This window comes from Bifidobacterium intestinale, from assembly GCF_023656765.1.
Classification (GTDB): Bacteria; Actinomycetota; Actinomycetes; order Actinomycetales; family Bifidobacteriaceae; genus Bifidobacterium; species Bifidobacterium hominis.
This window is the reverse complement of the sequence record NZ_JAMOKR010000001.1, coordinates 62,353-85,713: the sequence shown is the minus strand read 5'-3', so window position 1 is coordinate 85,713 and position 23,361 is coordinate 62,353. Positions and strand designations below refer to the sequence as shown.

Below are 23,361 nucleotides of genomic sequence, written 5' to 3'. Positions count from 1 at the left end.
TCAATTCAATGCGACATGCAGCCTTTAGAATAATATTTGTGGTTTTTTCGAAACAGCGTTTTCAGGCGCGTCATCGTGTGCGCGCAGCTATTGTAGTCGCTTTTGTTGTGGTGGCGTTGGTTGAGTGCGTGTTGTGTAATGTGCCTTTTTTCCAGTCGTTGGCGGCGTCGGGTGATTCGGCGGCTGCGTATAACACGTTGGGGCCGGGGCTTGAGCGTCGTGATGATGGGTTGTTGGAGGTTACTGATCCGACGCAGGCGTATTTGCAGGTGGCGGCGGATGGTTCGTCGGATTATGTGCGTGTTGTTCCTGTTTCTGATGAGGTGTTGCAGGGGGCTGAGCGGCAGGGTGAGCGCGTGTTGCGTACGGTGCGTGTGCGTCCTGATGCTGATCGTAGGGCGTGTGAGCTTACTTCGGTGTCGTTGGATTCGTCTCGTTCATTGTATGTGAGGGCTGCGGCTGGTCGTACGGTGCGTGTGCAGGTGGTGGAGCCGAAGGGGTCTTTGATTCCGTTTGAGGCGGTGCGTGCGAATGTGCGTGTGCCTTTTTCGGTGAGTCCGCTGCGTGTGGCGTTGTTGGTGTTGGTGATGGTGTTGGTGGCGTTGTGGCGTCCGGGTTCGCGCTTGTGGAAGGTGCCGTTGGATACGTCGAGTGTGCGTCAGCGGGTGGCGTTGGGCGTGTTGCTGACGGTTCCTGGGTTGGTGACTGCTGCGGTGGTGGTGTGGCAGTTGGTGTATGCCGTGCCGTTGAGCTTTCATACGGATGGCATGTATACGTATGATTACGATCAGTATGATCATGTGGCTCGGGCGTTGCTTGATGGTCATGCGTGGCTTGATTTGGATGTGCCCCAGGGGTTGCGTGATGCGGATGATCCGTATGATGTGGCGACCCGGCAGCAGTTGCTTGCCGATGGCGTGAGTCCTGTGTATTGGGATTATGCGTTTTTCAATGGACGTTGGTATTCGTATTTTGGTGTGGTGCCGGCGTTGCTGTTGTTTGTGCCGTATCGTGCAATAACGTCGTTGTGGGATGATGGTGGTCTGATGATGCCGTCGGGCGCTGCGGTGCCGTTGCTGATGTTTGGTTTTTTGGTGTTCGCGTGCCTGTTGACGATTCGTGTGATCAAGCGTGTGCGTCCGCATGTTTCGGTGGCTGCGGTCAGCATGTTGTGCGTGTTTGTGTTGTTGGCGTCGAATGCTCCGTATTTGTGGTATCGGACGAATTTCTATTCGGTGCCGATCGCGGCGTCTTTGTTGTTGAGCACGTTGGGCTTGTGGCTATGGTTGGGAGCCGAACGTCCATCCACGGCCTACGCTGGCGAGGACGGCGAGGGGAATGCGGTCGGATTGTTATCGCTGCCTCGTTTGGCTGCCGGTTCGGTGTGCATTGCCGCAAATGTGGGTTGTCGTCCGTCGTTTGTGGTGGTGGCGTTCGCCGCGTTTCCTTTGTTCTGGCCGCAGATTCGTGCGATTGCCAAACAGTTGCGTGATGGCGTGTTCGCTTCCGGTAAGCATGGGCGTGCCTGCGCCATGTTGCATGCGTTGCGTGCGCCTTTGGCCGTGCTGGTATCCGCATTGGTTGTGGTGGTGCCGTTGTTCGCCTATAACATGGTGCGTTTCTCCTCGCCATTCGATTTCGGTTCGTCGTATCAGCTGACGGTCACGGATATGACGAGTTACCATCAATCGTGGTCGAATTTCATTTGGACGGTCGCATACTATCTGTTTTTGCCGTTGCGTTGGACGAATATGTTCCCGTTCCTTGCCGTCGAACCCGCCCCGTTGAAGGATTGGGGGTTCACGGAGGCGATGCCTGGAGGCTTGTTCGTCATGGCACCTCTCGCATTGGCTTCGCTGGCATGCCCATTCCTGCGCCGGCATATGCACGCTCGTGACCATGCCGGCATGTGGCGCACGCTGACGACATTCCTGCTGTTGGGTTTGCTGATTGTGGCGCTTGACGCGCGGCTGGGTGGTCTTGGATGGCGTTACATCGCCGATTTCGGTTGGCTGTTCGCCTTGGCTTCGTTGCCTCTGCTGCTCATTGCGCTGGATTGCGATCGTCCGCGGCTGCGCTGGCTGTTGCGCGTACTGGTGCTGGCGCTGCTGCTGTTCATGTTGGCGGTGACAGTGTTGTCGTTGTTCCTATATGGTCGCGACGACGAAATGATACGCAATGATCCCGGTTTGTTCCACGACGTGCAGTCGTGGTTCACCCTGATATGAGGCACGGCGTTTTCAGGGTTATTTCAGGGTTTTGTTACGATCCGTCCAATAAAATCGCCGGTTTGTTCCGAGTTTTGCGGATAACAGTGGTGTCGTAACTGTTCGCTATGAGATGAACCCTTGTTGGAGACATCAGTTATGAAATCGCTTCCACTTCTGTCGAACCATCCTCGTGTCAGACGCTGGACCGCGGCCGTCGTCGCATTGGCCATCGCATTGGGCGTCTGTCTCGTCAGCTACGACAACGTCGATGCGGCCATCAGACAAAACAGGATCGAACGGCTGAACGCACGTATCGAGAATGTGTACACGGTCGACTATCAGGATATGGCCGACGACAAGCTCGAGCAGGGAAAAAGCAAGTTCGCCGCCACGGAAGACGACATGTTCGTCACCGAGAATCCGTATGGCACCAACACCACGTCGCTGTATGTGTATTTCACTACCGACGACGCGGTTGCCGTCTCCTATACCGTGCATGCAGACGGCTACACGGATTTCACCCGTGACGCCTACCAGCAATCGCAATACAGCAAAACCCATGAATTCCAGCTACTCGGCCTTATTCCCGGCGAGAAGAACACCATCACCATCACGTTGACCGACGCCGATGGCAAATCCCGTACACATGTCTTCGAACATAAGGGCGCTTACCTTCTTGGCAATGAGGAAGTGCAGCTGGAGCAGACCGTCGCAGCCGATTCCGGCGAAGATCTGGGCGATGGCCTGTATGCCATTCTCGGCAACGATTCCGACGAACAGGACTTCATGTTCTATTACGATACGAACGGCGTGCTGCGCGGCGAGATTCCCGTGCTCTACTATCGTTCGCATCGTCTGCTGTTCGACGATGACGGACTCATGTGGTTCTCCGCTTCCACGCACCATATGGTGGCGATGAACCGTCTCGGCAAGTTGGAGAAGATCTATGATCTTGGATCCGACTATATTCTGCACCACGATTACGCGATGGATTCCAATGGAGACATCGTGCTGTTGGCCACCGAGATAGGCCGCGATGACAATGCCGTGCAAGATCAGGTCATCAAGCTCAGCACCTCCACCGGCAGTGTGACGAGCTTGGTGGATTTCGGTGAACTGTTCGCCGACTATAAGGGCTCCACCACGCATGCGGGAACCGACGAGTCGGATTCGAGCGCCAAGAATCGTTGGGATTGGCTGCATTGCAACACCATCCAACTGTTGGATGATGGTTCCGCGTTGTTCTCCGCACGCGAAACGTCCACCATCATCAAGGTGGATGATATGGAATCGGATCCGACGCTCGACTATATGATCGGCGAGCCGTCCGTGTGGGCAGGCACCGATGAGGTCAGCAGCTTCCTGACGAAAAACGGAGATTTTTCCGATACCGGCGGACAGCATTCCATCACATACGTCGCCGATGATTCGCTGCCTGACGGCCAATATTACCTGTACATGTTCGACAATAATTTCGGCACTTCACTGACGCGTCCTGATTTTGACTGGACGGTGATTGACGGCATCTCGACCGAACTGTCTTCCGACACGGCGGAGTCGCAGTATCGCAAGTATCTGGTCGACGAGAATGCAAGCACGTATACGGAAGTGTCGTCGTTCGACGTGCCGTATTCACCGTATGTCAGTTCCGCACAGGAATTGGACAACGGCCAGATTCTCATCGATTCGGGCATGAAGGGCCTGTTCGGCCAGTACGACGAGGATGGCGATCTGTTGGTGCAGTTCCATATGACGTTGAACAGCGCATACATCTATCGTGTGTACAAGCACGATTTCTCGGGATTCTATTTCGCCTGACGCGTAGGCATTCGCGAATCTTAACGGGACTGGAATCTGAACTCCTTGTAGGGGTTTGGGTTTCTGTCCCCGTTTCGTATGTGGCGGGTTCGGCACGCCCGTAGAATGGGCAGCATGGGTTTTTTCGATTCGTTGTTCTCATCCAAGCGTCCCGAAGTGGCGCATGATGTCACGTTCACACTCGACCAGGCTGGCCACACGTATGAGGATGGCAATGTCGGTTTGAAGCCGACGTCGTTGACGATCACTCCGGAAAGCAAGCGTGTGGCCGTGATCGGGTTGAATGGTTCTGGTAAGACCACGCTATTGCAGTTGTTGGATGGCGCGTTGACAGCGACGTCCGGTTCGGTACGCATCGGCGCGAATGGCGTTGTATGCGATCCGTCGGTGAAGCGTGATCTGAAACGTATCGAGTCGATGATCGGTCGTGTTCGCCGCGAGGAGATTCCGAACAGTTATTACAAGGCGGATTCCATTCGTGAGGCGATTGATGAGCCGTTGAAGAAGCATAAGGTGCCGGAAAGCGAACGTCAGGCGATTATCGGCAATCTGTTCGCGCATTTTGATTTGGCTGCGGTCGCGCGCAAGCCTGCTTCCGCGTTGGATAGCGAGAAGCGCCATCTGCTGGCGATCGCTTCCGCATTGAGCTTCTCTCCCGCGGTGATTGTTGCCGACGAGCCGACCAAGGGTTTGGATGAGGTGGCGTCCGCGCATGTGGCGAAGGCCTTGTTCAGTTACGACAAGCAAGTGGTGTTCGCCACGCATGACACGGAACTGATCACTCGTGCGGAATATGCGATCGACCGCACACTGGTGGTCGACGACCATCAGGTTGTGTTCGACGGTGATCCACATGAGGCTGTCGCCTTTTACACAGATCTCATCCGAGCCAAATACGAGGCTTCCAAAGCCTGATTCATATTCCGATCGATCGTATTGTCCGAATGGCGTCGTTGTGCCGCTTTTGGCGTTAATTGCGGCACAACGGCACGATTCAAGCGATCATTGTGTTGACGGTGTCAAGCACCACTTGCACATTATGCCGGAATTCGTCGGATTCCGGCAGTAGCGAAATCGCAAGATAGCCGTTCGACGTCATATCAAAGAAGTAACCGGGTTGGCCTGAAATTCCATGGCGTTCGATCATGTCCAATACCAACTCGTTCTCGTCAAGTACGCTCGGCACGCGCAACAGCACGTTCCATCCGCCCTCGGCACGCAACACACTGACCATGCCGTTTTCGTCGGCGTCCAGCATGGCATGCAATGCGGTGAGATTGGCTTGCACGCGGTTTTTTATGCGCGTAGTCTGCGCTGGAGCCGTCTGCAGCATGAGGGGAATCTGTTTGGCGATGATTTCGCTCATCGGCAGATAGTCGTCGGCGATCACGTCGAGCCGGCGCTTGGCTTCTTCCACCTCTCCTGCCGGACCGGACACTTGGATCCAACCGACTTTGGCATGCGGCGCAGCCAAAGTTTTCGAAAACCCGTCCAATGCGAAAGTCAACGCACCCTTCTCCCCCGCAAGACGCGCGTTGCCGTCGAACGGTTCCAGATCGTAATCGTAGAACACTTCGTCGGCAATGATGGCCACCTCATGGTCGTGGCAAAGCCGCACGATGGCTTCACGTTCCGATGGTTTGACATATGAGCCAGTCGGATTATTGGGGTTAATGAGCACCAGTGCTCGGATACGTTCGCCTTCTTCACTTTCGAGTGCTTCGCGAAGCTCGGCCACGTCGATATACCAGGATCCGTCGAATCGCTGCTGGTATTCGATCATGTCGATGCATTCGAGTCGTGCAATCGATTCGATGAGCGGATAGCCGGGTTTCGGCGCGAGCACGGCATCGCCGGCATCGCACAGGAGCTTGATCAGCCACGAGTACGCTTCGGACGTTGAGCTCAGTATGTACAGGTCTTCGACGGCAACATCATTGCCTTGCCCTTGAAGGAATGCGGCCAGCGCTTCGCGCGCATACTGTTGGCCGCGTGGCTCGGCGCCGTATATGTCTGGCAGAAATTCCGGCGCGAGCGCATGCTTGGTTGGATTGGAGTCGTTGAGTTTGCCGAGCGTGATGCCGTTTGTTTTGGCTTCCGCTTCCGCTTTGGCGATGAAATTGGGCTCGCTGATATCGACTCTGGAGGAAAAACGCATGGTCTCCACCATACTCCTTGGGTTGCGCAAGTCGTTGCGTCAAGCAAGATGGTATGCTTTCGCCTCACAATCATTAATGAAATGGCGAGAGCCGCCCGACGATGAAATCGGACGGCTCTCGCTTATATGAAGGTTGGGAACCTTAATGGTTCACGGAATCACTTCTGCTTGGTGCTTGCGTAGTACGCGGCACCGATGATGCCAGCCTCATTGTGCAACTTGGCTGCAACGATCGGGGTCTTGATGTCGATGTACGGCAGGAACTTCTCGGACACGCGGGACACGCCGCCGCCGACGACGAACAGCTGCGGATCCAAGTAGAACTCCATCAGGGAATAGTACTTGGTCAGTCGCTTGGCCCACTTCTTGTAGCCCATATCAAGCTTTTCACGGATGGAGGATGCCGCATACTTTTCGGCGTCGCCCTTGCCCTTGAGCAGTTCCAGATGCCCAAGCTCGGTGTTCGGAATGAGTTCGCCGTTGAAGATTAGCGCGGTGCCGATACCGGTGCCCAGCGTGGTGGCGACAACCAGACCGTCCTGGCCCTTGGCTGCGCCGAACTGCTGTTCGGCAAGGCCGGCTGCGTCAGCGTCGTTCACCACGGTGACCGGACGGCCGCAAGCTTCGGAGAACACTTCGGTGACGTCCACGCCGACCCAGGACTGGTCCAGATTGGCCATGTAGCCGAGCTTCTCACCCACGTGGATCGGAGCCGGGAAGGCGATGCCAACCGGAGCGGATTCGGGAACCTCGAAATGCTCGAGCTGCTGGCGAACGATTTCACCAACGGCCTTCGGGGTGGAAACTTCCGGGGTAAGGATCTTCAGACGCGGTTCGGCAAACTCGCCCTTTTCGAGGTTAACCGGGGCTGCCTTAATGCCAGAGCCACCAATGTCAACGCCAAACGCCTGTGCAGTTTCAATCATCTTCGACCTCTCCTATCAAGGTACATAGTGGGTGTTATCGAACCGGTAAGCGCCATAGTAACTCGCCCCATGCCCCAAAACGCGCCGGAAAAGCACAAATGGTGAATACGATTGCATAATTTTTCGCAATGAAATGATTTATTCTGCAACTTTTTTTCTGCAAACGATTCGCCCCATGTCAATTCAACGCATCGACATGGGGCGAATAGTAAGAAAATGACCGTCTGAAAACGGTGCGACCCATCACTTGAGCGGCGGCATCGGCTTCCAATCCGGATCATGCAGCAGCTTGCGAGAATCCCACCAACCCTTGGCGATCTGCACCAAGCCGGTCTTCACATGCTCTCGGTCCACCATCACCAGACGGATGACTTCCTTGGCGGCGGTCAGCAGCGTACCCAGACCGAACATCAGCGGACGGTAATCGCCGAACGCCATGAAATAGCGCGCCATGTAGCCTCGGTTACGCATGATGTGGTAACGGTTCATGTCGGAGGTGGAGTTGAGCTGGCGTACGCCGGCGATATCCCAATTGCCGATTTCACGAGTGCGGCGCAGAATCACGTCGGGCACCACGATCGGGTTGGTGACTTTGCTGGCGCGATAGCCGTACATCGTGTCGTCCCAGTAGATGAAGAAACGCGGATCCGGCAAGCCGATCTGTTCGACGATGTTGCGGCGGAATAGCCCTCCTTCGAAACATAGGGTATCCATCACGCGGTAGCCGGGGCGTCCGAATGCGGCCGGAGCGATCGGATTGGGGATGCCGAGGGGAATGATGAAATCGTATTGCCAGTAGAACGGACCGCCATCATAGTCGTATCGACTGCCCTGGATCACATCATGACTGCCGGTCCACTTGGCGAGTCGTTCGATGGCTTCAGGCATCACGGCCACATCGTCGTCCATCACCCAGAACCATTCGGCTCCCAGCTCATATGCCTTCTTCACACCCGCGGAGAAGCCGCCTGCGCCGCCGAGGTTGTCGGATTGCGGCGCGTACACCACGCGACTTTCGTTGCCCGACTGGTCGGCGATGGTATTGCCCCACTGCGCGGTGACCGCTTCACGGAAATCGTCGACCATGCCTTGGGTCACGTCGCTGTGCTCGTTGTCCACGACGATGATGCGCCACGGCGCCACAGTGAGTTTTTCGATGGACTCGAACAGGGTGGCGAGCAGCTGCTGACGCTTGTACGTCACCACGACGATAGCCAGCTTTCCGATGGTGTTCTTCGCAACTTGCTTTTCAGTCATGCGTTCCATTCTTGCACTCGCCCTCAACCGAACATCGACGGCGTTCGCATCGTGCGGCACGATTCCATTCTGCGAACAGGTCCTTGCACATTTCGGGCGGCTTTGCCATAATGTACGGCGTAATGCAGGGGAACCCGTGTTTGTCGGGTTGAGATGGGCCAAGTGAGGTCTGAACCCTTTGAACCTGATGGCTAACACCAGCGTAGGGAGGCATGTCTAGTGACTGCTGTGACATCAAAAACCGATTTCGATTATGCGTTCGACGCCACCAAAGGCATCCAACGCAACAATCTTCCGCCGTTCGCGCAGCGCATGCGCAAGGCCGCTGACCTGGTTTGGGAGGAAGGCTACCAGCAGCCGTTCATCCGCGAGCTTGGCGAAGGTACACTGCAACGCGAACGTTTCGCCTTCTATCTGCTGCAGGATTTTCGTTATGTGAACGATTACGCCAGAGTGCACGCTCTGGGATTGGCTAAAACCACCGACCCTGAAATCATGGCGTTCATGCTCAAGGTGCAAAACGGCGCCCTGCAGGTGGAGACCGAAGTGCACCGTTCCTACTTGGCCAGCTATGGCATCACCGAAGAGCAGATGAACAATGTACGTCAGTCGGCCTTCGCGCGCGCCTACACGTCGAATATCCTTTCCATCGCCTACGGCAAGGACATTCTCGACATTCTTGTGGCCGTGCTGCCGTGCGCCTGGGTGTATGCGGATTATGGCTACCGTCTTGCCGCCGAGTTTGCCGACACGCTTGACGACAATCCGTACAAAAGCTGGGTCGACATGTATAAGACCGACGAATTCTGGCAGGATTCCGTATGGCTGCTCGATCATATCGAAAAGCTGGTAGCCGACGTGAGCGAGGAGCGCAAGCGCGAGCTGATTGACATTTTCGTGACCGGCGTGGAGAACGAGTACATGTTCTGGGCCAGCGCGTACGACATGCAGTACACGTGGAAGTCCGAATGGAATCAGGAGCGCTGACACCGCTCCATCGCATGTCTTCTTGACTTCCGATTGTTTATTTTCATTGCAATAGGGCGGATGCCTTCTGATTGGTTTTCAGAAAGCACCCGCCCTGTTATGTTTGGTCGCGTCAGTTTCCCGCTTTATTCGCGTACGAGACGAATATGCTCCACGTCATCGCGGTGGGAGCGGCGATAGAGCACGAAACGGTTGCCGATAACCTGTACGAGTTCCGCATTCAGTTCTTCGGCCAACCCCTCGCCTGCTTCCTTAGCCGTCAGTCCGGATCCATCGAGCACAGAGCATTTGATGAGCTCACGCTTTTCGATGGTCTCGTCCGCCTGCTTGATGGCGTTTTCGCTCAAATCGTTCTTGCCGACCTGGATGAGCGGATTGAGCTTGGTGGCCAGGCCGCGCAACTGCTTGACCTGCTTCTTGGTTAATGCCATAACTTGTTCCATTCCTATCTATGATGCTTGCTTAAGAGTAGCGTGAGGGCAGTAAAACCTTGCATATCACTCCTCCCGCGCCTTTGATGGCGTTCACACCGTTTTCGATGTTCCTGCGCGTGTTCAGACGTGCTTCTTCGGCGATTTCGTTTTCCAATGCGATCAATGGAGTGCCATGCCCGTCCGGGATGGCCAGCAGTGTCCCCGACGCGGGCATACGCGGTCCCGCCATCTTCCCCGCTGCAATTACGTCAAGCAATGCGACGCTCTCATAGCGGTACACCAGTGGATAATGCTCAGCATAGTCCAGCGATCAGAGCCAACGCGGCAATGTACGACACACCCACACCGACTACGGCGATGTCACGTTTGGCGATCCGCATGATTCGCCAGTGCGTGCGCATGATGCCTTCCTCGTAACATCGTGCGTCGAGTGCAAGGCTGAGATTATCGGCATGGCGTATCGCTCCTGCGAATACCGGAATGATAATGGCGGTCATCGCTTTGATCCGCTGCACGAATGTTCCCGTTTCAATGCTGCCGCCTCGGACTGATTGCGCATCCACAATGGCTTTCGCTTCGCTTCCCAACGTGGGCAGGAACCGCAATGCGAGGCTCATCACCAACGCGATCTCCTGCGCATGCATGCCTAATTTTGCGAAAGGTTTGAGCAACGCTTCGAATGCGTCGGTGATGGCCGTGGGCGTGGTGGTGGCAAGGAATACCGCTCCGACGATAATGACCACGACGAATCTGCAGGCGTACAGTATGGCGATACGCACACCGTCGTCGGTGATTGGAATCGGCCCGATGTTCGTAAGAACGTTGCCGGATCGGACGAAGAATATATTGAGCAGTCCGCAGAACACGAACAATGCGAGGAACACGTGAACCGATTTGAACAGTTGTTTCACGCCGATGCCTGATATCGCAACGATCATGCCGGTCAGCAGTGCGGCCACAAGCAACTGCCAGAAGGATCTGATGGCGAACGCGGAGAACATGATCGCCAACGCACTCACCATCTTCACGCGCGGGTCAAGCCGTTCCATAAAACTGCGGTTTTCACGGACGTCTCCCTTTGCACGTCCGGAGTCAATCGCGTGCGGATTCTTCGAACCTGCCGTTTCGGAAGTGCCATTGGCTTCGATATTTCGAGTAGCGACATTACCGTTTTGTCTGCGATCAAGCGCGATCACTCGATCTGCGAGCACGTCGATTTCCGTTTGTGAATGGGAAATGATGAGTACGGTGACGCCTTGTGCGTGGAGGGTTTGGATGAGATCGTGCACGCGGGTTGTAGCCGCCTCGTCAAGTCCTGCGGTCGGCTCGTCCATAATAAGGATCTGCGGTTGGCATGCGATGACGCCCGCTATGGCGGCAAGTCGTTGTTGTCCGCCGGAAAGGTCGAATGGCGAACGATCGGCAAGATGCTCGATATGCAGCAGCGTCATGGCTTGATTGACGCGTTCGGATACCTGCGTTTCGTCAAGATGTTGGTTGCGTGGTCCGTAGGCGATATCCTCGGCTACGGTTTCGGCGAAAAGCTGACGTTCGGGATGTTGCATGACGTAGCCGATGGTGGCGTGCAGTTTCTCACGGTCCGCACGTTTGAGCGACTGCATATTGCCGTTGGTGCGTTGGCGTGCGACAGGAATGGTATTGATGGTGATGTTGCCGGATTGCGGCTGGTCAAGCGCGCAGAGAAGACGCGCGAGGGTGGTTTTGCCTGCACCGTTATGCCCTGTGATGGCCACGGTTTCGCCCGCATTGATGGTTATGGAAAGCTTATCGAGCACAGGCTTGTTACTGTTTGGATATTGGTATGTCAGATTACGGATTTCAATGATTGGTACAGCCGATGCTGGCTTTGATGCGCCATTTGCGATATTGGATTTGGCAATTGGGTTGTCTTCTTGCGCTGTGTCTGATTCGTCCATTTCCGGAATACTTGCAGTATCACCGTGAGCGCTTTGCACGATACTCCCGTTATCTAGGCGAATGATGCGGTCAGCATTGGCGAATTCGTCACGATGGTGGGTGACGAGAATGATGGTTGTGCCGTGCTGCTGCAATTCGTCAAGAATATGCATGATGTCGGCGCGGCCTTGCGGATCGAGCATGGCGGTAGGCTCGTCGAGCACGAGGATTTCAGGATTCATGGCAAGCATGCCGGCGATGGCGACGCGCTGTTGCTGACCTCCGCTCATTCGCGCGGGATCGGCTTCTCGCTGTTCGCTCATGTCAACTGCGTCAAGTGACATGGCGATCCGCATATCGATATCATCATGCGCAATGGCAAGGTTTTCCGGACCGAAGGCAACATCATCCTCGGTAATGGTGGTGACGATCTGATCTTCCGGATGTTGGAAAACCGCCCCGATACCATGCCGGGCGCTGCGGTAAGCGTCAGCGTGCGCACCGCTTTCATCGAATACGTTGTTTCCCAACAACGTGACATGTCCGGCATCGGGTGCGGCAAGCCCTGCAATGATGCGTGAAAGTGTGGATTTTCCTGATCCGTTTGGGCCTGCCAAGCATACACGTTCTCCTTGGCGGATGGTCAGGTTCACACCGTCGAGCGCCCAGGTCGCGCCGGCGTCATACGTGAAACGAATATCACGCAATTCGACCGCAACGATGTTCGTGTCGCTATCAGGATTCATGGAATCGTCTTTCATAAACGGAAGGAACCTTCCATACGTCGAAAGGTTCCTTCCTATTCATCAATATGCGGAATCGATATGGTGAACGAGGCTCAGCGGTTCAACAGGTTGGAGATCGGCTTGTAGATCAGGAAGGTGATCACGCCATGGATGGTGAATTTCAACGCGTTGAACGGCAAAAGCGCCGGCACGATCAATGCCACGACCTGTGCGGTGGTCATGTGCGCGTAGAACGGCGTGACGATCAGGTTGCCCACAATCGCCACCACCAAAGCCACGATAGCACCGACGATGATGCCGATGACCGCGCCCTTGCGGGTCTTGTTCCTGCGGTAGATCAGTGCTGCCGGCACGGATAGCGCCAAAGCCACGAGTACGGCCATAAGCGTGCCCCATGGGTTGGTGAACAGGTGCGGCAGGAAACCGAGCACGCTGACGATTGCCGCCGCTGCTGGACCGTAGGCGAAACCTGCTACCAGGCTGACAATGCCGGACGGATCATATTTCAGCCATTCCACGCCTGGCATGATGGGAAAGTCTACGAAGCTGACGGCCATCGACAGCGCCACGAACAGCGCATACATGGCGATGCGTTTGGTGGACCAGCGTCCGGAATCGGCCACGCCTGTGGAATGCGCGTTGTCGGGACGCGTCATGCTTTCGCTGGCGATTTCGGCGGTGTTGTTTTGGGTATTATTTGGTGAGGATACACTCATGTTGAGCCCCGTTTCTTCCATCCGGACTTTGACCGTTGGCCCCGGATTCTCACCGGATCAGCCGCTTTCGCGGGTCGCGGGCTTCGGCATGGGACTGTTATGAACGTCAGTCGTACCGTTACCGCCAGTAAGGATTTTCACCTTCCCTGAAACTTGCATGGCAACATATACTCTTATCTTCGAAAATATGCAAATCGCGTCTCACTGGCGTCTATTATCATCAAGCATCATCTTTCGAATCCGGAAACCATGATCTTAGCCTTATGTGCCTTTGCCTATGGCATGAACGTCGCCTCATGGTGCGTTGCCGCACGGTGTGGCCTGTTGCTTTCGTAGCATGTGCGTTCAAGCAAACGGCAGGTACGTTGATTGTTATGCCAGCAGGTCGAGTAGGTCGTCTTTGCTGAGCGTGCCGACGCCTCCGGATGCGGTACAGTCGGTGAACTGTTGGGCGAGTTCGCTTTTCTTCTCCTGAAGTTTGAGGATGCGTTCCTCGATGGTGTCTTTGGCTACGATTTGGTACACGTTCACATCCTGCGTCTGACCGATACGATGCGCACGATCGGTGGCCTGGTTCTGCGCGGCGGCGTTCCACCAAGGGTCGGCGTGCACCACTACGGATGCGCCCACAAGGTTCAGTCCCGTGTTGCCCGCCTTGAGCGAGATGAGAAATACGGGAACATCGTTGCCGTTGAATTCGTCTACCAGTTCCACACGGCGTTTCTTCGGTGTCTCGCCGGTGATGGTGTAGAAGTTCACGCCATGCTCAGCCAAACGTGTACCAATCAGGTCAAGGAATGAAGTGAACTGCGAGAATACAAGCACTTTCTTGCCTTCGTCCATGCACGTGGATACGAGTTCGCAAATGGCGTCAAGCTTGGCGGAAGCATTTTTCGCATCCGCATAGACGAGTCTCGGATCGCAGCAGATTTCGCGTAGCAACGTGAATTCGGCAAGAATGCGGATTTTCTTGGCATTGAAGTCGGCATCCTTGGTTTTGGTAAGGGTGGCGCGCAACCGTTGCTCATGTGCCGCATAGAGTTTGCGCTGTTCGCCTTCCAATTTGACGGTGAGCACGTTTTCGAACTTGTCGGGCAGATCGGTAAGCACGTCTTTTTTCAGACGTCGTTTAATGAACAGTCCGACCAAAGCCTGCAGTTTGTCGGCCATGACGGAATGTTCCGAACCGGGTGCCATGATCGGCTGTTCGTATTTTTCTCGGAACTTCGTGTAGGTTCCGAGCAATCCGGGCATGAGGAAGTCGAATATGCTCCACAGTTCGCTCAACCGGTTTTCGATGGGGGTTCCCGTCAATGCGAACCGGTGTTCGGCGGTGATTTGCTTGACGGCTTTGGCTAGTTTGGTGGCATGGTTTTTGATGTATTGAGCTTCGTCAAGTGCCATTAATGCAAATCGGCAGTCGGCATAATCATCCACGTCTCGACGCAGCAAATCATAAGAGGTGATCACCACATCGGTTTGCTGCGTTTCGTTGGTCTCAGTCGAATTGTTCCATTGCTGCGCCACGGTTGCGATGAGTTTGCGCCGTTGTGCTTTCGTGCCTGCCACGACTTCGATGGTAAGATCCTGCGTGAACTTCTCGCATTCGGCAGCCCAGTTGTATACCAGGGATGCCGGGCAGACAATCAACGCTGGACCGCTCCCCTTGCGAGCTTCCACCAGTGACAGCAATTGCACGGATTTGCCCAAACCCATTTCGTCGGCGAGAATGCCACCGAAGCCTTTGTCCCACAAGGTGGAAAGCCATTGGAAGCCTTCCACCTGGTATGGGCGCAGTACGTTCTTGAGGTTGCTGGGCACTTCATATCGTTTCGGGTCGATGATTTTCACATCGTTGACATAGTCGACGAACGATTCGCTTTTGCCATCGTCATCAACTTGAGCATCCAAGAGGAACGCCTGATATCCAGGAATGGTGATTCTTCCGGAATCAAGCTGTTGCTCATCAAGGTCAAGATCTGTGGCAATCTGATCAAGTTCATGCAGATCGGCGTTCTTCAGATCTACGAACGTACCGTCCCTGAAGCGATGGTAGCGGCGGTTCCTGCGGTAAGAATTCAGCAACGCACCGACCTCGTTCATCGGCACTTCGTTGGCTATCGGCGAAATCTCAACCAGATTCGAGTCGATGGACAGTCCGACCTTCACTGTAGGGCTGCTTGGCATCATCATGCCGTCGAACGCGGCCGTGGAGAACACCTGCCCGACCGAGCGCAAAATATCCACGCCTTCGGTGAGCAAGAGCAGAATCGTCTGTTCGTCTTCCTCACGAACCCGCGCCACGTCAATGGAACTCCATGTCGGGAAAAGCTGGCGAACCACCTGCACCGCGAATGATTCGCGAGCCGTATCTCGTTTGATGAGCGCCGCTTTCGACCGCGAATCCGGATTAATCACGCCTCGTAGTGCTTTAGCGGTCGGCACCAACTGGAACACGAAATCACCGTATCGTGCCACAGCCTCACAGGTGATGCCCTGCAGATCACGGTCCAAGTAGAATTCAATCTGGCAGTCGACTCCCATCCGTTCGGCGACTTCCTGCGGAATATCGAAGCCAATGCCCGCCTCGGTAAGTTTTGGCAGTATTGTTCGTGCGAACATGGGCCAGTCGTTGTCTGCGATGAACACACCATCGCTAACGTTCGACGCGCACAACGTCATCAACGCGTCCACTGCGGGAAGGATGCTGTCGGTGCAACGGAAGAATCCGCTCACTGGCATCATGTGGGAATCCGTCGGAGTGCCGTTATGTTCGGCACTCATGAGATACACACCCCGCTGCCCGACAATCCGATCCGTGATGGTACGGTTCGACGTGATACGCACGCCCGACGAAGCGCCTTCCTTCACATATTCGGCGATGAATCGAAATTGCGGATTGCCATCGAATATGGCGATAGTATGCGATCTGGGCTCCCCTGGCGTGGTCACTTCGACATAGTCCGGAGCGGTATCATCCGTATGGGCGAAATCATCCGGAGTGAGCTGCCGCGCCCTCTCACGTTCCTCATGCTTGGGAGCTTCCACCGGCCCACGTGCTATCAGCACGTCTTCGATGTAGTCCTGTTGCGATTCCGCTCCGAACAGGTTCAGCAGATCGCACAATTCCCCATCGGTAAGCATGATTTCACGTTCGATACGCACGTCTGGCGCGTAATAGTAGTTGTTCTGCAGCTGTGCGGCGACACGTGATCCAACAACACCTTGCAGGAATCGGAACAGCTGCAGCGAGAACGGTTCGAGCATATCCGGAGTGTGGGTGAACGAGAGTTTCTGCCCGTATGACACGTATGCTTCGTCGTGCATGTCGGCTACGAATTTGGAAATGCTTTTGATGATATAACTTGCGTCGCCGCAGCCGATTTTCAACGTCAGGCTCCACAGCTCACGGTTCATGATCAGCGTGGGCTCCAGACGCACACTTCCCGGTTTCACTATGATGGAACCGCTCTTGCGTTTTGTTTTCGCGGCCTCTTGCGTAATGACGCCTCGTTGCTCGTCGGCGAGACGGCTTTTCGCGTCGACGATGCGCTTGAGCACGTCAAGCTGCGCGCTTTGACCGGTATTGTCATTCTTCGCATCCAGCGCACGCATATAGTCGGAGAGGATATGCGAGGTCACGCCACTTCGCTTGAATCCGTGGAACCGTTCGGGCTGGTCAAGAAACAGCAGCAGCATTGCGGCGACATGCTTACACATGCCGGTATAGCGGCGTCCCCCAGCCGAATCCGAATCGAACTCGTCATCGTCCTGCACGTGACCGAACGTTGATCCTGAACCGAAATCATCATAATCGTCGACGTAATCATATTCATCGTCATCATCGTCGAAACTGCGATAATTTGGATTGTTGCGGTAGCTGGGTGAATATGCTGACGAATACGTGCCATAACCGTGCTGCGAACCGTTGAACGCGGGGCAGGAGCAATACCTGGCCAAGAAAAGCTCATCATGCAAATCAAGCGTGGCCTGCACATCATACCTGCTGGAGGGCGATGTGCTTCCACGTACGACGGCACATAGGGTGATCCGGTCGGATTCCGGATCGTTCAGGCAGGTCAGGGCGCTCATTTTGCCCTGCCATTGGTTGCGGATTCCGCGTGCGCGTTGCAGTACCGGCGTGCTGCATTCGCTGCGTAGTTCGTCGGAAAGCCATGGCAAAGTATCCGCCAACTGAACCCCAATCGTTCGCACATTTGTTCTTATGAAAGAGTATCAGCACAGCGGAACAGGAAAGCCGTGGCTGCAATCCCAGCCACGGCTTCGCTCCATACCGGTTATATCAGCGGCAACGCTTGGTGAGCGGCTGCCATGGATCGAGTTCCACCGGTTCGGATTCCAGCAGCGCGAGGGTGGCGTCGTCACAATTCGATGATGTCCGTATTGTCCGGATTGCTGGCCGTGGGGTTGGTTGTCGGCTTATCGGTTGGATCCGCGTTGGCCGTGGAACCGACCGATAATACCGTTGCAGGCATGAGAACCGCTATAACCTGCGCAGCTGCGCAATATCATCGCGCAGCTGGTTGACGGTGTCCGTCAGTTCCCGCACATTGTGGCGCAACTGTTCCGTTTCCGATTCCGCCTCATCCGCGCGCTTGTCGGTCTCGTCACGAACACGGTCGACGATCCATGAAGCCAGCGTCGCGGTGACGATGCCAATCAGGGCAACGCCGGTTATCATCAGTCCGATGGCGATGCATCTTCCCTGCCATGTCACCGGGGACAAATCGCCATAGCCGACTGTGGTGACGGTCACGAACGACCACCATATCGCTTCACCGAAATCGGTGATGGAAGCGCCTGGAACCCCACGTTCCACATCCAATTCGGCAAGGGCGCCGATATACATCAGTAGTGTCACGCTGCAGCATGTGTACAGTGTGATGCGCCCACGCACCGCCATGCCACCGGTACGATTAAGCACGTTGAGCACTGCCACCAGACGCAGCAGTCTCAACGGCCTGAAGACGGGCAATGCGATGGACACCAGCATCAGCAGATTGTCTTTGAACCAAGTTTTCTTATCTTCTGCCAGCAGGATCGAAACGACGCAGTCGGCGATGAACACCATCCAGATGATGTTGATCACCATTTCACACAACAGGATATGCGTCCTCGCCAGAACTTCCCACGAATACGCGAACAGGAACACCAACGCCAATGCCGTCATAAACCATTCCGTCGCACGACGCCATTTGTTCAATGTCATACCCTTTCCTTTCTTCCCGACTGCCATCATACGGGTCTCCCCGCACGCGCGACCGTCAGCTTTTGATGGGCATGCGATTGTCGAGCGACTGACCGTTGGCGTAGCAGCGGACGTTGCCTAATGCAATGGAGATGATACTGCGTTCGGTGATCTCAAGATGGTTGCCTCCCGCCACATGTGGGGTGATGAGGCATTTCGGCTCGCACCACAGCGGTGAGTCGGCCGGCAGCGGTTCCGGTTCGGTCACATCGAGCGCGGCGCCATGGATTCGTCCTTCCGCGAGCGCGTCGGCAAGCGCCTGACTTTCAATGGCGTCGCCGCGGCCCGCGTTGATGATGATGGCGTCAGGTTTGAGAGATGCGATGCGTTCCGCATTGAGCAGGTGGTACGTTGTCGGAGTGGATGGTACGCACATGGCGATCACATCGGCGTATTGCAGCACGTCGTCGAGGGAATCGAAACCGACCATATAATCGACGCCCGGCGCTTCGACGGCGGGATTACGGCGAATGCCAATGGTTGTCATTCCGACGTTTTTGCAGAGTCGTGCGAAGTGTGATCCGATGTCACCGGTTCCGATGACGAGCGCCGTTTTTCCGTTGGGGCTGACGGCGCGGCCCGCGTCTTGCCACATGGCATTCGGGTTGCTTGCCGCATAGATGTGCAGGTTCTTCATGATGGCCCACATCATGGCGAACATGTGTTCGGAGACGCTTTGTCCGTAGGCTCCGGTGGCATTGGTGAGCATGGATCCGGGCTGTAGGATGCCGGGTCGCTGGTATTTGTCGACTCCGGCACTCCAAGTTTGCAGCCATTCGAGTTTGGGGCATTGCGCGCATTCCTCGGGCGCGATGTTGCCGATGACCGCGGTGGCTTTGGCTTTGAGCTCCTCCGGTACTGCGGCGGTCCAGCTCATGCTTCCCCGTTGGGTCGAATCGCCGACGAATTCCTGTGGTATGTCTTTCGCAGCACGTATGAATTGCGCGCGTTCGGATTCGGTCAACGGCAGGCAGTTGACGATCAATTTGCGGTCGTTCCATATTCCCATGCGTTTTACCCTATGACAATCGTCGGATATAGGGTTTCACGTTGGGTTCTGGGTCAGACGCCGAGTTCGTCGGTGTCAAAGATGATGGTGACTGGACCGTCGTTGGCGAGCCGCACGCGCATGTGGGAGCCGAATCGTCCTTCTTTTACTTCGAGTCCTTGTGCGCGCAGGGCGTCGTTGAATCCGTGCCATGTCTGTTCGGCGTGCGCGGGCGCTCCGGCTTTCACGAAGCTTGGGCGGCTGCCTTTGCGCACGTTCGCGTATAGCGTGAATTGGGAGATGGACAGCACACTACCGTTCACGTCGTGGATGGAACGGTTCATTTTGCCGTTCTCGTCTTCGAAGACGCGTAGGTTGGCGATTTTGCGGGCGAGCCAGTCGATTTGTTTCGCTCCGTCCGTGTCTTCCACTCCGACGAGCAGCACATAGCCGATGCCTATATGCTGTGGTTCGAATGTGGTGTCGACTTCTCCGCTTGTCTCGTCGACCACGTCGACGGATCCTTCGCTGACCTTCTGCAATACGATGCGCATATTCCGTCCCGTTCTTTTCAGCCGGCGTAGTCGACGATGGCCTGCGTGACCTGTTTCAGGTAGTCGAGCGACGTCTGCCAATCGTCCGGCACTTCGATGGAATGGTTGGCACCAGCGTACGTGCGCACATGGTCGGTGAGCAGATGCGCTTTGGCGTCATCGTAGTATGGGTCGGCGTCACCTGCGCAGATTAGTGGCATAGGGCTGCTGGCAGTTCCTGGCAGCGGCGCGGGAATGACCGACTTGTGCTTGTCGAATGGCGGCGGATTGAGTACCGGGGTGAGCAGCACCACGCGCAATCCTAGTTTTGCGGAATGCGGATATGAGAGTGTGGAGAGCGATTTGGTGACGACCAGCAACTGCGGCTCCTCACCCGATTCGGCAGCATGTTCGAGCGCCGCCTTGCGCCACTCGTCGACCACGCGTTCCATGCAGGCGATCATTTCCGGAAACTCGACGCTTTCCGTCAGTTTCAGGTCGAGCCGGTCCACGAACCATCCGTTGGCCGCAAGCGCCTGCGCTGCCCAGTACAGCAGCGGTCGGTCTACGGTGTATCCAATGCCCGGCATGATGAGCACGTGCTTGCCGGTTTCGGTGTTCTTCACACGGTTCTTACCCCATGGCGTGACCGCCGGTGTGACGTTTTTCGTTGTTGGTTGCGTGCCGTTCTTGCCCATGCTGTGTTTGATTCGCCTTTTCGTGTGTTCCGTCCGTCTTGGCCGGTCGTTGTGGCCGGCGTCATTTCCCATATTGCATGCTAGACGGCGCCGGCTACAATCGTTTCCGTCAGTTCACCATGCATTGGTTGTTGTGGATTTTCGTGGCCATGTCGTTCGTTTCGGCGTCGTAGATGTTCCAGTTAGGTTTTCTCATCCCATATTTCATGACGGCCTCTTTTCGGATGACTGCGTTCATTGTATGAAGTATTGAACGCACAGCAGTCGAAACGACCAAAACATCAGCCGAGCAGCTCATACATATTGCGCATGGCGAGCAGTCCGTCTGTCATCCATTGGTAGGCGTCCGTCATATCGCCGGAGAAATCCACATCATGCCGTACCCAAAGATGCCGGTTTTTCTTGTCGGCTTCCGGCTCGTTCCACATCACCTCGCCCAGATTTGCCAGTATCCGTTCAACGGAATCCCTCATGGTGTAGAGCTTCGCGTACTGGAACGTGTCGGTGAAGTACAGGTCGACGTAATATAGCCGCCACGGATATTCAGCGTCCCATCTGGGTGGCAGATTTCCGAACCCACGTCGACAAAATCAGCCCGTGTTGCGGCATATTCGTACAATCCATTCCAGAAACTACGCCGCAGCGAGATATTACTGCCGACTCACCGCAATTCGTTCAAAGTTCTGCCGTCCGCGACTTTCCACACTGTCCACCCGTTGACCTGCTTGTCCTCGCCGGTTTCGAGCATTCTGGCACGGCGAAACGCGCCGGATGGACTGTCGAATATCTCGCCGTTGGCCAAGCGGATGCGATAGTCTTCGGTTACGGTAGCCGTGGCGGTTACGCCAGCGTAACAGCTTTCCAGCACATCTCCGGCCGCGAGGACTCCGCGTCTGCACAAATCAGCGAAATCAACGGCATTCTGTTCACGTTCCCCTTGGCGCGCGTTCCGATTATGCAAAGTCCACATAACCTGTTCCCCCGCCGTGGGCCGTACCCACACCTGCAGTGCGAGATCGGCAAGTCTGGCTCCGCGCTGCGCGATCTTCTGTTCATCCCATTGCAAAGCATCATGCAGTTCCGCGGAAATGGATAGGTATTCGCTATCGTATCCGCCGACCGCACGGTTCTTCTTCTGTTCGAACGTTCCGTCGGAAAGCTCCGAATTGTATGCGGTCAGCGTCAGATTACCCAGACTGTTCACCAATAGCGGGAATCGGTCGAGGTCTGCGAGCATATTGCGCCATTCGGCGTGCGCAATGGCGTTCTGCGGCATGATGTGTTCGATGGTGTATTCGCTGAAGGACCGCGGATCCTTGGGGTGGTTATAGTTCTCCAAGCCGGCAAGCAGATACTTGCATCGCCAGGCCGGCCGGTACAGGTTCTCGCCGAGCAACGCCTGTCTGAATTCACTGTCCGCAGGCATGCGTGTGGCTTTGGCGGTCTCGGTGATGAGTAGTGCGGCGAAGGTTTCGGCCAAATCATCTTCAGCCGAATCAAGTCTGACGATCAGCGACGGAACGAGCTTGTTCAATCCGTTGCTGGATACCGAGCAGATCATTCTGCGGAACAGATACGATTCAAGATCCGCAAGCATGCGCAGCAGTCCATCACAACTTACGCGATCACGCTTCCATGCCGCGAACATGTACATAACCAACGGGTCCGTAACCGTGCTGACCAGTTTTTGAATTGATTCGAGACGGCGGTCCACGTTCATATCGCCGCTGCCAGCGGCGGCAACGCCTTTGATAGCGGCATAGTATTTGGCGTATTCCAGCATGTTCGCCAGAAGATTACGCGTGCGTTCCATGCGCAGCAAGGAACTGTCGGCCGCGAAACGTTTGAATTCCGCGTACATGACGCGGCCTTTGAGCACGGGCTTTTTCAATGTAACGACCATCCAGTCGTGCAGGAATGCATCGAATGAGAGGTTGCCGAGAACACGTTCCATGGGCAGCCAATAGTCTTCGTATAAGGTTTTCTGCTCGGCCATGGAGCACCCCATGAGCATGTAGTTGCGTACCAGGTCGGAAGTCTCCAGATCAAGCCCGGTGGAATTCATTGATTCGAATACCAGTTGCGGTTCGTCACGATCTTGGTCCAAGGTGACAGACACGACTTCGAGACGCTGCAGACCGTTCCACACCACGTTCGCATCATCGATTGCGGCGACCAGTGAACGGAACAGATCGAGGTTCGTTTCCAGCCGGGAACCCATATTGGCATGGTCCGGCCGATCTGGGGCGATCGCATGGTCGCACATGCTGTGCAGCACTTCCCTATCGTCGCCGGAAAGCGTCAGCTTGTAGCGGCCTTCGCCGGTTGCGTACTTGTCGACAATATAGCCACGGTCGATAAGCATGTCTGTGGAGAATCGCAGGTTCTCAGGGTGTTCGCGAGCATATTCGGCCAGTGCGATAAGCAGCAGAGTCACCGAGGTGAGGCGCTGCTGGCCGTCGATGAGCAGACACCGGCTGACACCATCCGGACCGATGCCGCCGTCCTGCATCCACACGATCGATCCGGTGAAATGCGTTCTCTCAGGATGCCTGCCAGCCGTTACGATGTCGGCCCACAATTGCCGGCACTGCGTCTCGCCCCATGAGTATCTGCGCTGATACACCGGAACCACGAACCGAAGCGAACCGGTCAATAAGTCCAGCAGGATTTTCTTTCCAGCGTCCATGGTGCTCCTCTTCCC

Annotated in this window: 19 protein-coding genes and 2 riboswitches; of the genes, 4 read left to right on the top strand and 15 right to left on the bottom strand. The window is 55.6% G+C overall.

The genetic code is table 11. The features are described 5' to 3' along the window. The first annotated feature begins 8 nt into the window (after nucleotides 1-8). From NBH13_RS00300 to NBH13_RS00290, 3 genes are all read left to right on the top strand, one after another. Nucleotides 9-2,228 (top strand): hypothetical protein, encoded by a 2,220-nt coding sequence (locus tag NBH13_RS00300; protein ID WP_250778491.1) that lies wholly within the window; start codon nucleotides 9-11, stop codon nucleotides 2,226-2,228. Nucleotides 2,229-2,366: 138 nt separating this feature from the next. Beyond that, nucleotides 2,367-4,028 (top strand): aryl-sulfate sulfotransferase, encoded by a 1,662-nt coding sequence (locus NBH13_RS00295; protein ID WP_144171431.1) that lies wholly within the window; start codon nucleotides 2,367-2,369, stop codon nucleotides 4,026-4,028. Between the two features lie 114 nt (nucleotides 4,029-4,142). Continuing rightward, on the top strand, nucleotides 4,143-4,943 hold the full coding sequence (locus NBH13_RS00290; protein ID WP_186291083.1) for an ATP-binding cassette domain-containing protein: 801 nt from the start codon (nucleotides 4,143-4,145) through the stop codon (nucleotides 4,941-4,943). Nucleotides 4,944-5,022: 79 nt separating this feature from the next. Here the strand turns inward: NBH13_RS00290 and NBH13_RS00285 are convergent, their stop codons facing one another. The 3 genes from NBH13_RS00285 to NBH13_RS00275 form a co-directional block, all read right to left on the bottom strand. Then, entirely contained in the window at nucleotides 5,023-6,186 is a 1,164-nt protein-coding gene (locus NBH13_RS00285; protein ID WP_250778849.1) for a pyridoxal phosphate-dependent aminotransferase, read from the bottom strand. Nucleotides 6,187-6,344: 158 nt separating this feature from the next. Next, nucleotides 6,345-7,112 carry a polyphosphate--glucose phosphotransferase gene (ppgK, locus tag NBH13_RS00280; protein WP_003834570.1) on the bottom strand — a complete coding sequence of 256 codons (768 nt, stop codon included), beginning with the start codon at nucleotides 7,110-7,112 and terminating at the stop codon, nucleotides 6,345-6,347. A 243-nt stretch (nucleotides 7,113-7,355) separates the two neighbouring features. After that, nucleotides 7,356-8,369 (bottom strand): glycosyltransferase family 2 protein, encoded by a 1,014-nt coding sequence (locus NBH13_RS00275; protein ID WP_250778489.1) that lies wholly within the window; start codon nucleotides 8,367-8,369, stop codon nucleotides 7,356-7,358. A gap of 116 nt (nucleotides 8,370-8,485) precedes the next feature. Continuing rightward, a riboswitch (TPP riboswitch) is annotated at nucleotides 8,486-8,596 on the top strand. 85 nt (nucleotides 8,597-8,681) lie between these two features. Between NBH13_RS00275 and tenA the strand changes: the two genes are divergently transcribed. Continuing rightward, entirely contained in the window at nucleotides 8,682-9,356 is a 675-nt protein-coding gene (gene tenA, locus NBH13_RS00270; protein ID WP_250778847.1) for a thiaminase II, read from the top strand. Between the two features lie 125 nt (nucleotides 9,357-9,481). On the opposite strand, the gene NBH13_RS00265 is transcribed toward tenA, so the two are convergent. From NBH13_RS00265 to NBH13_RS00215, 12 genes are all read right to left on the bottom strand, one after another. After that, nucleotides 9,482-9,787: a YhbY family RNA-binding protein gene (locus NBH13_RS00265; protein WP_022245108.1), complete on the bottom strand. Its 306-nt coding sequence runs from the start codon at nucleotides 9,785-9,787 to the stop codon at nucleotides 9,482-9,484. 31 nt (nucleotides 9,788-9,818) lie between these two features. Then, nucleotides 9,819-10,004, bottom strand: a complete 186-nt coding sequence (locus NBH13_RS00260) for a hypothetical protein (protein ID WP_250778488.1) — start codon at nucleotides 10,002-10,004, stop codon at nucleotides 9,819-9,821. Nucleotides 10,005-10,083: 79 nt separating this feature from the next. Next, the gene (locus NBH13_RS00255) at nucleotides 10,084-12,468 is read right to left on the bottom strand and encodes an energy-coupling factor transporter ATPase (protein ID WP_250778486.1); all 2,385 of its coding nucleotides are present in this window, start codon (nucleotides 12,466-12,468) and stop codon (nucleotides 10,084-10,086) included. A gap of 77 nt (nucleotides 12,469-12,545) precedes the next feature. Continuing rightward, entirely contained in the window at nucleotides 12,546-13,190 is a 645-nt protein-coding gene (locus NBH13_RS00250) for an ECF transporter S component (RefSeq protein ID WP_154035195.1), read from the bottom strand. Then, nucleotides 13,175-13,327: riboswitch (FMN riboswitch) on the bottom strand. It overlaps the preceding gene by 16 nt. A 214-nt stretch (nucleotides 13,328-13,541) precedes the next feature. Then, on the bottom strand, nucleotides 13,542-17,261 hold the full coding sequence (locus NBH13_RS00245) for a DEAD/DEAH box helicase (protein WP_250778845.1): 3,720 nt from the start codon (nucleotides 17,259-17,261) through the stop codon (nucleotides 13,542-13,544). 412 nt (nucleotides 17,262-17,673) lie between these two features. Then, complete coding sequence (locus NBH13_RS00240; RefSeq protein WP_033524046.1) at nucleotides 17,674-18,399, bottom strand: potassium channel family protein; 726 nt, start codon at nucleotides 18,397-18,399, stop codon at nucleotides 17,674-17,676. A gap of 55 nt (nucleotides 18,400-18,454) precedes the next feature. After that, nucleotides 18,455-19,447 (bottom strand): D-2-hydroxyacid dehydrogenase, encoded by a 993-nt coding sequence (locus NBH13_RS00235; RefSeq protein ID WP_117501732.1) that lies wholly within the window; start codon nucleotides 19,445-19,447, stop codon nucleotides 18,455-18,457. Between the two features lie 53 nt (nucleotides 19,448-19,500). Further along, nucleotides 19,501-19,980 carry a D-aminoacyl-tRNA deacylase gene (gene dtd / locus NBH13_RS00230; RefSeq protein WP_250778484.1) on the bottom strand — a complete coding sequence of 160 codons (480 nt, stop codon included), beginning with the start codon at nucleotides 19,978-19,980 and terminating at the stop codon, nucleotides 19,501-19,503. 17 nt (nucleotides 19,981-19,997) lie between these two features. Further along, nucleotides 19,998-20,657 carry an alpha/beta fold hydrolase gene (locus NBH13_RS00225; protein WP_270199680.1) on the bottom strand — a complete coding sequence of 220 codons (660 nt, stop codon included), beginning with the start codon at nucleotides 20,655-20,657 and terminating at the stop codon, nucleotides 19,998-20,000. A gap of 109 nt (nucleotides 20,658-20,766) precedes the next feature. After that, the gene (locus tag NBH13_RS08650; protein ID WP_284702936.1) at nucleotides 20,767-20,895 is read right to left on the bottom strand and encodes a hypothetical protein; all 129 of its coding nucleotides are present in this window, start codon (nucleotides 20,893-20,895) and stop codon (nucleotides 20,767-20,769) included. Between the two features lie 43 nt (nucleotides 20,896-20,938). Then, nucleotides 20,939-21,130 carry a hypothetical protein gene (locus NBH13_RS00220; protein WP_250778480.1) on the bottom strand — a complete coding sequence of 64 codons (192 nt, stop codon included), beginning with the start codon at nucleotides 21,128-21,130 and terminating at the stop codon, nucleotides 20,939-20,941. A gap of 188 nt (nucleotides 21,131-21,318) precedes the next feature. Continuing rightward, nucleotides 21,319-23,346, bottom strand: coding sequence for a GmrSD restriction endonuclease domain-containing protein (locus NBH13_RS00215; protein ID WP_250778479.1), 2,028 nt, complete (start codon nucleotides 23,344-23,346; stop codon nucleotides 21,319-21,321). Nucleotides 23,347-23,361 lie beyond the last annotated feature (15 nt).